This is a genomic window from Papillibacter cinnamivorans DSM 12816 (assembly GCF_900176335.1).
GTDB classification, from domain to species: domain Bacteria; phylum Bacillota; class Clostridia; order Oscillospirales; family Oscillospiraceae; genus Papillibacter; species Papillibacter cinnamivorans.
The window spans coordinates 96,846-108,652 of sequence record NZ_FWXW01000005.1 but is presented as its reverse complement, the minus strand read 5'-3'; the positions used below and the strand labels follow the sequence as shown (position 1 = coordinate 108,652).

Annotated in this window: 14 protein-coding genes; 3 read left to right on the top strand and 11 right to left on the bottom strand. The window is 60.2% G+C overall.

All coding sequences use genetic code 11. The annotated features are described in order from the left end of the window. Positions 1–108 precede the first annotated feature (108 nt). Both B9A13_RS08940 and B9A13_RS08935 read right to left on the bottom strand, forming a co-directional pair. On the bottom strand, positions 109–1,839 hold the full coding sequence (locus B9A13_RS08940) for a protein kinase domain-containing protein (protein ID WP_084234805.1): 1,731 nt from the start codon (positions 1,837–1,839) through the stop codon (positions 109–111). After that, positions 1,829–2,281: a helix-turn-helix domain-containing protein gene (locus B9A13_RS08935; RefSeq protein WP_084234804.1), complete on the bottom strand. Its 453-nt coding sequence runs from the start codon at positions 2,279–2,281 to the stop codon at positions 1,829–1,831. The genes B9A13_RS08940 and B9A13_RS08935 overlap by 11 nt, the downstream gene beginning before the upstream one ends. A gap of 323 nt (positions 2,282–2,604) precedes the next feature. On the opposite strand from B9A13_RS08935, the gene B9A13_RS08925 reads away from it, so the two are divergent. The 3 genes from B9A13_RS08925 (at position 2,605) to B9A13_RS08915 (ending at position 4,573) form a co-directional block, all read left to right on the top strand. Then, positions 2,605–3,174: a hypothetical protein gene (locus tag B9A13_RS08925; RefSeq protein WP_084234802.1), complete on the top strand. Its 570-nt coding sequence runs from the start codon at positions 2,605–2,607 to the stop codon at positions 3,172–3,174. A 158-nt stretch (positions 3,175–3,332) separates the two neighbouring features. Then, positions 3,333–3,887, top strand: coding sequence for a thioredoxin family protein (locus B9A13_RS08920; RefSeq protein WP_084234801.1), 555 nt, complete (start codon positions 3,333–3,335; stop codon positions 3,885–3,887). After that, the gene (locus B9A13_RS08915; protein WP_084234800.1) at positions 3,884–4,573 is read left to right on the top strand and encodes a cytochrome c biogenesis protein CcdA; all 690 of its coding nucleotides are present in this window, start codon (positions 3,884–3,886) and stop codon (positions 4,571–4,573) included. Before B9A13_RS08920 ends, B9A13_RS08915 begins: the two co-directional genes overlap by 4 nt. A gap of 142 nt (positions 4,574–4,715) precedes the next feature. Here B9A13_RS08915 and B9A13_RS08910 read toward each other — a convergent pair whose 3' ends face one another. From B9A13_RS08910 to B9A13_RS08870, 9 genes are read right to left on the bottom strand one after another with little or no spacing between them, the layout of a single operon-like run. After that, complete coding sequence (locus B9A13_RS08910; RefSeq protein ID WP_084234799.1) at positions 4,716–5,327, bottom strand: DapH/DapD/GlmU-related protein; 612 nt, start codon at positions 5,325–5,327, stop codon at positions 4,716–4,718. Then, positions 5,315–6,118 carry a PHP domain-containing protein gene (locus B9A13_RS08905; RefSeq protein ID WP_159448086.1) on the bottom strand — a complete coding sequence of 268 codons (804 nt, stop codon included), beginning with the start codon at positions 6,116–6,118 and terminating at the stop codon, positions 5,315–5,317. Before B9A13_RS08905 ends, B9A13_RS08910 begins: the two co-directional genes overlap by 13 nt. 58 nt (positions 6,119–6,176) lie before the next feature. Next, on the bottom strand, positions 6,177–6,869 hold the full coding sequence (locus B9A13_RS08900) for a phosphonate C-P lyase system protein PhnL (protein WP_084234797.1): 693 nt from the start codon (positions 6,867–6,869) through the stop codon (positions 6,177–6,179). A gap of 2 nt (positions 6,870–6,871) precedes the next feature. Beyond that, the gene (locus tag B9A13_RS08895; RefSeq protein WP_084234796.1) at positions 6,872–8,041 is read right to left on the bottom strand and encodes an alpha-D-ribose 1-methylphosphonate 5-triphosphate diphosphatase; all 1,170 of its coding nucleotides are present in this window, start codon (positions 8,039–8,041) and stop codon (positions 6,872–6,874) included. A gap of 11 nt (positions 8,042–8,052) precedes the next feature. Continuing rightward, positions 8,053–8,886 carry an ATP-binding cassette domain-containing protein gene (locus tag B9A13_RS08890; RefSeq protein WP_084234795.1) on the bottom strand — a complete coding sequence of 278 codons (834 nt, stop codon included), beginning with the start codon at positions 8,884–8,886 and terminating at the stop codon, positions 8,053–8,055. After that, positions 8,877–9,713, bottom strand: a complete 837-nt coding sequence (locus B9A13_RS08885; RefSeq protein WP_084234794.1) for an alpha-D-ribose 1-methylphosphonate 5-phosphate C-P-lyase PhnJ — start codon at positions 9,711–9,713, stop codon at positions 8,877–8,879. Before B9A13_RS08885 ends, B9A13_RS08890 begins: the two co-directional genes overlap by 10 nt. Positions 9,714–9,731: 18 nt before the next feature. Further along, positions 9,732–10,793, bottom strand: a complete 1,062-nt coding sequence (locus B9A13_RS08880; protein ID WP_084234793.1) for a carbon-phosphorus lyase complex subunit PhnI — start codon at positions 10,791–10,793, stop codon at positions 9,732–9,734. Next, positions 10,794–11,378, bottom strand: a complete 585-nt coding sequence (phnH, locus tag B9A13_RS08875) for a phosphonate C-P lyase system protein PhnH (protein ID WP_084234792.1) — start codon at positions 11,376–11,378, stop codon at positions 10,794–10,796. After that, complete coding sequence (locus tag B9A13_RS08870) at positions 11,375–11,803, bottom strand: phosphonate C-P lyase system protein PhnG (protein WP_084234791.1); 429 nt, start codon at positions 11,801–11,803, stop codon at positions 11,375–11,377. Before B9A13_RS08870 ends, phnH begins: the two co-directional genes overlap by 4 nt. Positions 11,804–11,807 lie beyond the last annotated feature (4 nt).

Here is an 11,807-nt window from a genome sequence, read left to right as displayed (position 1 = left end):
TAATTGTCGGTTTTCGTCATTCTATGAGAATTGTAGCAAAGCAAAAAAGGCAAAAGGGATGCACAGAGCATCCCTTTTGCCTTTTTTAGCATAATTTAGGAAACCGAATTATTCATACTCCACGGAGAAGCTCCCTTCCGCGGCGGCGGATTCCACCAAATCCTCCATGGAGGAGCTGACGGTCAGGGTTTCCAGCTTCGGCAGCTGCAGCAGCACGGAAAAATCCGCGGCGGGGGTCCCGCACAGCCTCAGATAGGTGATATCCGGGTGATGGACAAGCTCTGACAGGTCCGAAACATCGGTGTTGCAGACCTCCAGCCGTTCAAGTCCCGTCACGTCCCGCAGGAAGGAAAGATCGGTAAAGGCGGACGTATTGGATATCTTCAGTTCGCGGATGCGCTTGCCCCCCAGATACAGATAGCTGTCCGTATCGTTGGAGATGTCCAGAAACTCAAAGTTCCCCAGCGCTTGAAGATCGTCGCCGCTGTAACTGTCGGCGTTGCACAGGTCCAGATACTGGAGCGCTTTGCACTCGCTCAGGGGCGACAGATCGGCCACGGGGTTGGAATTGAGCCCTACGAAGGCGAGGTTGTCCAATCCGGCAAGAGGGGAAATATCCGAGACATTGTTGAACCGCAGCTCCGCCTGGAACAGTCCCGGAAGGGATGAAAGCGGCGAAATGTCGTCGATCTGTTCCGACGCCACGCAGAGAATGCGCAGATTCGGCAGCAGCTTAAGGTCCCGCAGGGAGGTGATGGATCCGCGGGAGTTAAAGTTCGCCGCGCACTGCTCCTCGTGAATCTTGCTGTATGTTTCCATATCGGAGCAGGGCGTGTCCTTGGTGATGTACAGCTCTGTCACGGTGGCCAGCTCCGCTTTTGTGATGAGGTCGTCCGGGCCTTTGCCCAGCATCAGGCGCACCGCTTTTTCGATAATTGGCTCTGAGAATCCGGCCTCCGAAACCGGGACGGAGGGCCGGTTATTCAGCCATATGCCGCAGGGGATGAGCAGGGCGAGAGCAAGAATTCCGGCGATTCCCATGCGGATCCGCTTTCGTTTCCGCGCCGCAGGACGAAGGGCGGCAAGGGCCTGCTCCGCGGTCGAGGCGTCCCGGAACCGATTTTCCGGGGCAAAGGCGGTGCATTTCGCGATTACACGTTCCAGAGGCGTTTCCGGCGCACGGATGGGTTCCGCTTTTCCGGTGAGCATCCAGGAAAGAAGGATGCCCAGAGAATAGATGTCCGAACGGCAGTCGGTCTGGAGAAAACCGTACTGCTCGGGCGGAGCGAAGTCCCGGGTTCCGCAGTACAAGGTGTCCGACGGGGCACCCTCGGCAAAAAGTCGGGAGATTCCCAGGTCGATGAGCGCCAGAGAACCGTCGCCCCGCCGGACGATGTTCTGGGGTTTGATATCGCGGTGGATCACCGGGGGTGTCTGACGGTGAAGGTATCGGAGGATACCGCAAAGCTCCAACCCCGTATGCAGGACATCATCCCGGGAAAAGGTCCTCTCCCGCCCCAGCGACCAGAGCGTGTCCCCCGGGACGTATTCCCGCAGAATACAACGCATAGTGTCGCTTCGGTATTCCCCCGCGAAGGCGGGCAGCCCCGGATGGGACAGCCGCCGAAATTCCTCCGGCTCCGTGGTTTCAAAGAGCGTATGCCCTTTTTCATAACACTTTGCCGTAAAAAACCGCCCGGTTGCGTTTTCCCGGACCAGCAGAGTTTCTGCAGACTCCTTGCAGCTCAAGCACTCCATGGCCTCGTACCGCCGGGAAAATTCCGGAGGATAGCGGTCGTCGTATCCCGCCAGAAATTCCAGGGCGGCATTATTCTCCATGCTGCCAGTCACCTCCCAGGAGCGTAAGGTCCAGAGAGGCCAGAAGGTTTTGCGCCTCCAGAACGTTCATCTTTTTCGCAAGACAAAAGAGAATGGCTGCGTCCCGCTTGATTTTTGGATAGAGGGGCGGTTTTTCCGCGGCCCGGAGCAGCTGCTGGGCCTCCTCCACTGTCATACCGAACCCGAAGGCAAGCTGGATGACCTTGTCCCTGGAAGGCTTCCGGGTGCCGTTGAACAGCTGGTGCCCATAGGTCCGGTCGATCTGTGCGGCCTTGATGATCCGCTCCGGCACCAGATTTCTTTCGGCGCACAGCTCCGAAAGATAGGCGGAAAAGGTCGTGTTCAGCATGGCGCCCTCGTTTTTCTCAACGAATGTTTCAAAATCCTGCGCGCGTTTCAGCTTCTGCAGCAGAGTGCTGGTATGTGCGTTTTCCTGTGCCATTGCATTTCCTCCCGTGATATGAAAACATTCAATATCAATCATAACAGGAAAAAATAGAAAATCAAGGGACTTGCCTGCGCTCTTCGCACCCCTCCGGAAAAGCCCTGGACCGGGCGGAACCGGAAACAGGAGAGCGCGGCGGGATACCCGCTGAAATCCCTTCGAAACCGCCGGAAAAAAGGAAAACTAAGGATATGCAAAATCTTCCGGGGAAGATATAATTGCAGCAGGCGGCCGTGACGCATCGCACCGCTCTATGGGATTCAGGCGGTATCTTAAACTGCGCACGGACAAATCAATAGATAAATAAAAGGAGAAACATCGTGAAAACAGCGTTGAAAAAGAAATCGTATTTGGTGCCTGGAAGTATACTTCTGGTGTTGGTGCTTATTTTAGCGGGCCTTTCCGGCTGCGGGTCTTCCGGTTCTTCTGCCGGAAGCAACGGGACTGCCGCGGCTCCGACTCCCGAACTCTCTCCGTCCGTTACGGAGGAACCGGCGCCCACCTCCGCCGTCACGGACGCTGAAGGGGAAAGTTTGGATTACTATGTGAGCTTGCTGGGCCTTGGCAAGGGAGAGCTGGCGGATGTACTGGGAGAGAACCCCGTCGCCGTGGACGAGGGAGGAGCGGGGTTTGAAAAAGCCGGGGTCCGGGCCTGGTTTGACGGGACGACGGGCAAGGCAAACCAGATTTTCACAGACAGAAAGGACATCGATCTGGACGGAGTGAAACTGGGCGATTCCATTGACCGATTCGAGGAGAAATTCGGGGATCCCGTCAGCGACAGGAACGGAGACATGCACTTTAAATACGGGGATGTTTTCCTCTCCGTCATTTACGACGAGAAGACGAAGGAAACCGTGGCGCTGTATATTCTGCAGGAGGATTTCTGATAAAAAGAACTATTATCAGTATTGACAAATCGGGGCCGATCCCCTATACTGACGGAAACCGGCCGGCACGGATCTGCGGCCGGAAACGATCCGGCCCGGGGACCTGTGTCCCCGGATGAGGTGGAAGACCTTCCGCTTTTTTGAAAGGAGAGCGAATATTGAGAAAAAAACAGCTTCTGAAATGGATTCTCCCCGTATGTATCCTTCTGATCGTGGCGGGGATATGGCTTGTGAAGAATATGCCTTCCCCGGCGGAACCCGAGACGACAAACGTGGGTTCGCAGACGGCCGAGGTAACCGGGACGGAGAATCCCGACTTTGCCCTGCAGGCGGACGAGATCGACCTGGAAAAGCTGACTTCTTACGGGCTGCCCATTATCATCGATTTCGGCGCGGACTGGTGCTCCCCCTGCCGGAGCTTTGAGCCCATCCTGGAGAAAGCCCACGACGACTACCTGGACAAAGCCATTATCAAATATGTGGATGTGGACGACCATTCGGACATCGCCTCCCAGTTCCCGGTGTCGGTCATCCCCACCCAGGTCTTTTTCCTCCCGGACGGGAGTCCCTATGTCCCCGGCGAGGGGATTGACGCGGAGTTCACCGCCTATTCCGACTCCGAGACCGGCGAGCACCGCTTCACCGTACACGAGGGAGGCCTCAGCGCGGATCAGCTCGCCGCCATCCTGGCGGACATGGGAGTGACCGAATGAACGGTCTTCTGGACGTTTTATCCGATCTGATCGGGAAAAGCGGATGGCTGGCCCCGCTCCTTGCCCTGGCCGCCGGGATCGTGGCGTCCTTTCTCCCGTGCTCTCTCTCCACGGTTCCCCTGATCGTGGGGTATGTGGGCGGGACGGGGCAGCGGGACCCGAAGAAGGCCTTCCTGCTTTCCGTCGTCTTCGCCGCGGGCTCGGCCGTGACCTTCACTGCCCTGGGCGCTGCGGCTTCCATGGCCGGGCGCCTCGTGGGGGCTTCCTCCTCCTGGTGGTATATCGTCCTGGGCGCCCTGATGGTGCTCATGGCGCTGCAGATGTGGGAGGTCTTCGAGTTCATCCCCGCAAGTTACTTAGTCTCTAAATCAGGGCGGCGGGGGTTTGCCGGTGCCTTTCTGGCGGGGGTCCTCAGCGGGATCTTTTCCTCTCCCTGCTCCACTCCGGTGCTCATCGTGGTGCTGGCGGCGGTGGCGGGGCGGGGAAACGTCCTCTGGGGTATTGTGCTCCTGTTGTTCTACTCCGTGGGACACGGGATGCTGGCCGTTCTGGCGGGTACCTCTGTGGGCTTCGTGAAGAAGCTTTCCGGAAGCGGCGGCTACGGGAAACTGAGCGCGGTTTTAAAGTATGTCATGGGGGCCCTGATCCTCCTGCTGGGGCTGTATATGCTCTATCTGGGGTTTTGACGGAGCAGGCGTTTCCCGCTCGTATAAGAGGACCTTCGGACTCTGCCGGAAGCCAATAAAACAGAAGTGCCCTGCGGAATCTTTTCCGCGGGGCGCTTTTTTTGCAAGGATGATATTTTCCGCTCCCGCCGGGGATTCAGGTTTAAAGATATTTGTAAATGAAGGTATCAAGATCACGGAAGTCCGGAAGACGTTCCTTCAGCGTGTCGTAATCCCAGTCCCACCACCGGGACGCCTCGATCCGCTCGATCAGCCCTTCGGGAAAACGCATTCCGATCTTTCCGGCGGGGACGCCGGCCACGATGGAATAGGGCGCCACGTCCCGCGTCACAACGGCTCCCGTTCCGATGACCGCGCCGTTTCCCACGATGACGCCGGGAAGGATGCTGGCGTTGTGGCCGATCCAGACGTCGTTTCCGATGGTCACGGGCCGGGACCTGCGCCAGTCGAAGAACGCTTTGTCGTCCTCTCCCATGCCGTAGTCGGAGCTGCGGTAGGTGAAGTGATGCTGCGCCACCCGGGTGTAGGTGGGGTGGTTGCCCGGATTGATGCGCACGAAGCTGGCGATGGAACAGAATTTGCCGATCGCGGCATAGTCGATCTGATTGTACCCCGCGCAGTAGGAGTAATCCCCCAAAACCACCTCGTGGAGGACGCTGTGGGCCTGGATGTGGGTGTACGCTCCCAGGACCGCGTTCCGGAGCAGCACGTTGGCCTCCACCAGGGGCTCAGGCCCAAGATTTACCTTTGGCATATCGCTGTTACCCCGCTTTCTTCCGATAAAAAATCCCCGATTCCGAAGGGCTGCGGCTCGTACCGCCCGTGATAGTCGCTCCCGCCGGTGAGGAAGAGTCCGTATTCCTCCGCGTATTTTCGAATCAGCGCCCGGTCCCCGGGGCTGTTGGTGTGGTGGTTCAGCTCCAGGCCGTCCAGCCCCCGCCGGGCGAGAGCGGGGATGAGGTAAAAATTTTGCTGCTGGCCGCAGTGGGCCAGAACCGCCTGCCCGCCCGCGGCCTTGACGGCCTCCAGGGCCTCGAAGACGTCCGCGTACTCGATATCGAAGTCGCAGATGCCGTGATTCTTGAAGGTGGACTGGTAAAAGCCGTTGAACATCCGGGGTACCTGCCCCGTGGATACGAGGTAATCCATGATGTGCTGCTTGTACAGGTATTTTCCGTCCGCCCGTGCAAGCTTCCCCATGTCGATGCGGTACCCGTGGCGGATGAGGATCTCCGCCTGGCGCTCCGAATTCCGGTTCCGGGCCTCCAGGACGGGCCGCGTCACCTCCGCCACCGGCTCCGGCCGCTGAAGGTTGTAGCCCAGCAGGTGGGCCTTCATCCCATCCTTGTCCGCGGCGGAGATTTCCACGCCGCCGATCACCTTCACCCGCGTGCCGGGAGGGATTTGGCCAAGCTGGGAAACGGTGTCGTGATCCGTGATGGAGATAAAGTGAAGGCCCTTCTTTTCCGCCGCTTTCAGGATGTCTTCTATGGTTTCGCTCCCGTCCGACACCGTGGAATGGATGTGAAGATCCGCTTTTGTCATAAAAACCTCCGTTTTTCCCTGGAATGCGGATAAAAACCACATGGCGATTAAGCCGGTTTTATACGAACGCGCCCTCCGACATGTTGAACACCCGGTCGCAGACACCCTCCATGAAGGTGAGGTCGTGGAAAATGCCGATCATGCTGGTGTCCTTGGATTTTAAGCTCCGGAGCATTTCCCGGACCAAAGATTTCGAGCCGTCGTCCAGGGAGGCCGTCGGCTCGTCCAGCAGAAGAAGCCTGGGACGCTTAACCATGGCCCGGGCCAGATTGAGGCGCAGACGCTCTCCTCCGGAAAAGGTGCTGGGATAGAGGTCCCAGAGCTCCTCCGGGAGCCGGAAATAGCAGAGCATTTCCCGGGCGTCCCTCGCCGCTTCCGCCTCGCTCCCGCCCATTTCCAGCAAAGCGCCCATGACGTGCTCCCGGGCGGTGGTGCGGGGCATGACGTTTAAAAACTGGGAGACGTACCCGATCTCGTATTTCCGGAGGTAGAGGATTTCCCGCTCCGGGGCCGAGGCAAGGTCGATCCGGCCGAAGGCTTCGCTTTCGTAGAGGATTCTGCCCCGGCTCGTCAGGTACGTGCGGTTGATGCATTTGAGGATCGTGGACTTCCCGGCGCCGGAGCGCCCGGCGATGCCGATGAACTGCCCCCGGTCCAGAGAAAAGCGGATGTCCTGGCAGGAGCGGATTTCCCGCTGCGCCTCGTGGAGGAAAAAGTCCTTGGAAAGCCCTTCGATTTTCAATATTTCCATCCTTACCTCCTGTACTCCACCCGGAGGACAGGCTTCCCGTCCACCAGCGCGTGGGTGATGACGGGGTAGCCGTCCAGCACGTCGACGATGAGAAGGTCCGCCCGCTTGCCGGGCTCCACCGAGCCGTACTCCCCGTCGATCTTCATGGCCTCCGCCGGGGCGAGGGTCGCCCGCCGGACCATTTCCCACAGGGGGACGCCGTATTTCCGGTTCATGAGGAAAATTGCGTGGAGGATGGCGGGGGGATAGTAATCCGAGCAGAGGATGTCCCCGCAGCCGTCCAAAATCGCCTCGGCCGCCGACATGTTCCCCGAATGGGAGCTCCCCATCAGGATGTTGGGCGCGCCAACGACGGTAAAAAACCCCTCCCGCCGGGCGGCGCGCGCCGTCTCCAGCAGGATGGGAAACTCGCTGATGTCCACGCCGACGGCCCGGTTGACGGCCAGCTTTTCCTCCGTGTCGTCGTCGTGGGAGGCGACGGCGATCCCGTTTGCGTGGGCCAGCTCCGTGAGCTCCCGGAGGTGGCGGAAGGAGAGGGTCTCCTTGGTCTCGTGATACCGGAGGATCTCCTCCATTTCCATGGAGACGGCGCCCTTGGCCCGGTAGCCGGAGATGGAACGCTCGTAGACCTCCAGGCTGCGGTACTGTCCCTGGCCGGGGGTGTGGTCCATGAAGGAAATTTCGTGGACCCTTTTTCCTTCGATCATGTCCCGGGCGATGTCGAAGGCCTCCAGGTTGTCGATTTCGATCCGCAGGTGAAACCGGTGATGGATGAGATGGTTCCGGCTGTGGATGCTCTCCACCAGATCGGAGAATTTCCGTACGCTGGCCTTGGTGCGCAGGGGGGACATGCCGAAAAAGTCGTCCTTCATGAGGGACAGGGAGTGATAGATGGTGGTGATCCCGATGTTTAAAAGCTCCCGCTCGCACTCCTTCAGGGCCAGCTCGAAATCCATCTGGGAGGTGGGGCGGGGCTGGATGAACTGTTCGATTTTATCCGAGTGGACGTCGATGAAGCCGGGGGTGATATATCGCCCCCCGGCGTCTATGATCTGCTCCGCGCCCTCCGGGCCGCATGCGAGGTCCAGGATGCGTCCGTCTTGGATGAGCACCGTTTTATTTTCCAGGATGCCGCCGGGGGCGACGATCCTTCCGTTTACAATGGCCTTCATGGTTCCCTCCGTCATATCAGCGAATGTACCAGCTGCTGGGTATAGGCGTGCTGCGGGTCCTCCAGGATCTGGTCCGTGAGTCCACTCTCCACGATTTTTCCGTCCAGCATCACCACCGTCCGGTCGGCCAGCATGCGGATGACCGCCAGGTCGTGGGATACCAGCAGGATGGATACGCCGTATTTCGCGCGGATTTTCCGGATGAGGTCCAGTACCTTGGCCTGCACCGACAGGTCCAGACCCGTGGTGACCTCGTCCAGCAGCAGGAGGGACGGGTGGTTGGCCAGGGCCCGGGAGATCTGGACCCGCTGCTGCATGCCCCCGGAAAAGACCCGGGGCGGTTCCTTCATGCGGGAGGAGGGGATTTCCACCGCCTCCAGAAGCTCCGTCGCGCGGCCGGTCATTGCTCCGGCGTCCCGCTCGCCCGCCGCGATGAGTTTTTCCGCGATGTTGGCAGAGGAGGTGAAGTCCATCCGCAGCCCCAGGATCGGATTCTGGTAGACCATGCCCATGAGATGGTTCCGCACCCTTCGCTTTTCCGCGGCGCTTACGTCCCAGATGCTCGTCCGCCCGCTTTTGTAGTCCTTAAAAAACGCGCTGCCGCCGGTGGGCTCGATGTCCAGATAGAGGCACCGCATCAAAGTGGATTTGCCGGAGCCGCTCTCGCCTACGATGCCCAGCACCTCCCCGTGATAGACCTCCAGGGAGATGTCGTTTGCCGCCCAGACGGTTCCGCAGACGGGGCAGCGGTTTTTCTCCAGAGAGCTCCGGCAGGCCTCGCAGCCCTCTCCGTAGCGCACCGACAGGTGTTTGACCTCCAGGACGGGCTTTTCCTTCAGATGCATCCCCGCACCTCCTGACAGTGGGAAGTATCGGAGCACTGGTAGTATTTTTCTCCGGTGGCGCTGTCGAAAAGCTCGTCCAGGTAGGTGCCCCCGCTTCCGCACAGGCGGCAGCGCCGGCCGGGAAAGCTCTCCTTTTCAAAGGGCACGTCGTCGAAGGCCAGAGGGATCACCCGGGTGTGGGGCGGGATGGCGTAGATCTTCTTTTCCCGTCCCGCCCCGAAGAGGAAAAGGCAGTCGGCGCCGTCCAGCTTGGGGTTGTCGAACTTGGGAATGGGGCTGGGGTTCATGATGTACCGCCCCTCCACCAGGCAGGGGTATTCCGAGGCAACCGTTATCCTGCCGTAACGGATAAGGCTCTCGTAGAGCAAAAGCCACATGGGGGAGTAGTCCCCCTCGGCGTGCATTTTTTTCGTGATCTCCTCCCGGGGCTCCACGATGCGAAGAGGCTCCGGCATGGGGACCTGCAAAACCAGGATCTGGCCTTCCTTCATGGGTGTTTCCGGGATCCGGTGCCGCGTCTGGATAATGGTGGCCTCTTCGGTTTTCACCGTGGTTTTAACATCGGTGGTGAGTCCCACAAACTTCTTGATGTTTACAGCGTTCACACTCTCGTCGCTTCCCTGGTCGATCACCTTGAGAACGTCCCCCGGCCCGATGAGGGAGAGGGTGAGCTGGATGCCGCCGGTCCCCCAGCCCCGGCCGATGGGCAGCTCCCGGGAGCCGAAGGGCACCTGGTAGCCGGGGATGGCCACGGCCTTGAGGCTGGCCCGCCGGATCTCCCGTTTCGAGCCCTCATCCAGGAAGGCGTAGTTGTAATTGTTGTCCATTGCTCTGGGCCCGGATCGTCAGGCCTTTCCTCCTCTTGTCTTTCTAACGGCGTCCAGCTTCGATTGGAAGGTGACGTAATGGGGGAGCTTGAGATGGGACAGAAATCCGTTCATCTCCAGGCTGTCCCCGTGGGTCAGCACGAATTCCTCGCTCTGGGCGGGGTAGGGGCCGTTTGCCTCCAGCTCCCGGTCCAGGATGGCCATGGCGATGGCCTTGTTCTCGTTCCTGCCGAACACCGCCCCGTAGCCCACGGCCAGCTTCAGCCTGTCCTTGTCGTCGGCCTCCGTAAAGGTCTCGGCCTCCGTGATAAGGATTTCTCCCACATAGATGCTCTGGCTCTCGTCTAAGGGATAGGGCACGCAGAGTTCGGCCAGTCCCGTCCGGAGCTCTCCCACCGTAGGATGCGCAAGGCCGTAGCCCCGGAGGGCGGAATAGGCCATGCCCGAGAGAAAGCCCGTGTCCGCTCGGGCGAGGGTCTGGAGCCGGGCGCTCCGGGGGGCGGGGAACTCCAGAAGGGCCTCCGTCACGTCGAAGGGGTTCGCGTCGTCTTCCGGGCAGGAGTCGATGAGCCCCTCTCCCTTGAGTTCGGAGGAGACGCGGGTGCAGGGCTCGACGGTAAGGGGAACCTGTGCCTCCAGCTCCTGCCGGACGGATTCCCGCAGCGCCGGCGCGTCCTCCCGCGCCAGTGAGAAATTCAGAAGCCGGTGGGTGTAGTCATAGGTGGCCCCCAGGATCTGTCCGCCTTTGATGTCCTTGAAGGCGGCGGAGATCCTGCGGACCATCCGCATCTCCTCCGTGTTCACCACCGTGGAATAGTATTTTCTCGTTAGGGTGGAGCGGTAGGCCCGCAGCAGGAACACCGCCTCCTCCACGCAGCCCTCGCTCTGCTTGAGGGCCAGGGCCGCGTACCGCCGGGAGTAAAACCCGGCCTCCCCCATGACCCGGTCCACCAGGAGGGAGAGCTTGTTTTCCAGGGCCTCCAGGTCCAGATCCTTATCGCTTCCGCTCCGGTAGTACCGCAGCAGCCGGATGCTGGCCTCGATGGCCTCTTCGCCGCCGGAAACGGCCACGTACGCCATCTACCGCGCCTCCCTTCGCACCAGGCGGGGCAGGGCGAGTAGCCCGCCGTCCTCAGAAACGAAGACGAAATCGATGCCGCAGGGGGCTTCGTAGCACTGCTTGTCCCGGAACTCCAGGGCGGTTTTTACCGTTTCCGTCACGGAAAATTCCGAGGCCTCCCCGATCCCGGGTCCGGCAAGCCGTAAAAAAAGCCCGGCCCGTCCCGCACACTCCACGATCAGCGTGGCCGACCGGTGGGGGTCCCGCAGGGTGCCGCACTTTGCGCGCCGTACCGCGTCTTCCAGAAGCGACGGATCTGTTACGAAAAGGTAGTCCGCCTCTTCGGGTTCGGCCTCCCTGGAGAGGGTAAGGCAGGCGATGTCTCCGGCAAGAGCCTCGTCCTCCAGTACGGAAAAGCCTACCTCGTTGTCCAGAAGGGTAAAGGCCAGGGTCAGCATGGCAGGATGGGCCCCGTAGAGCTTTTCGGCGTATTCACGGATATTTACCGATTTGGCGGGGTTGGACACGGCTGTGAGCAGAAGACGGTAGACCTTCTGGGCGTCGTAGACCTCGTCGAAGCGGTGCTTTTTCGTAAGCGCTGTCATTTCGCCGGCACCTCCGGATCCATGGAGCGGAAGCTGACCATGGTTTTCAGATGCAGCGCGTTTTCCTTTTCCTCCGCTTCCCGCTGCGCCTGTTCCAGGGCGAGAAGGGCCTCCTCGCTGTGGAAGACGCCCCGGTTGCAGGCGGCGTCCAGGATCGCCATGTCCAGCGTCTTATCAAAATCGTCTCCCATGGAGACGGCGGCGCCCTTCGTGCCGTCCAGCTCGACCACGGCCTCGCTCACCATGGCCTCGCCGATGTAAAAGAGGCTTTCCTTCACCGGCTCCCGGAGCCGGATCATGGCGAGGGTCTTGTTGGGTTCCCGGAGGACGGTGACGGCGTGGGTTTCCTTGAATTCCGAAGCCAGGCCGGCGACAAAGTCCCGGTCCGCCCGGTTGAGGATTCGAAAGATTCGTTTTTTGTCCATGGTA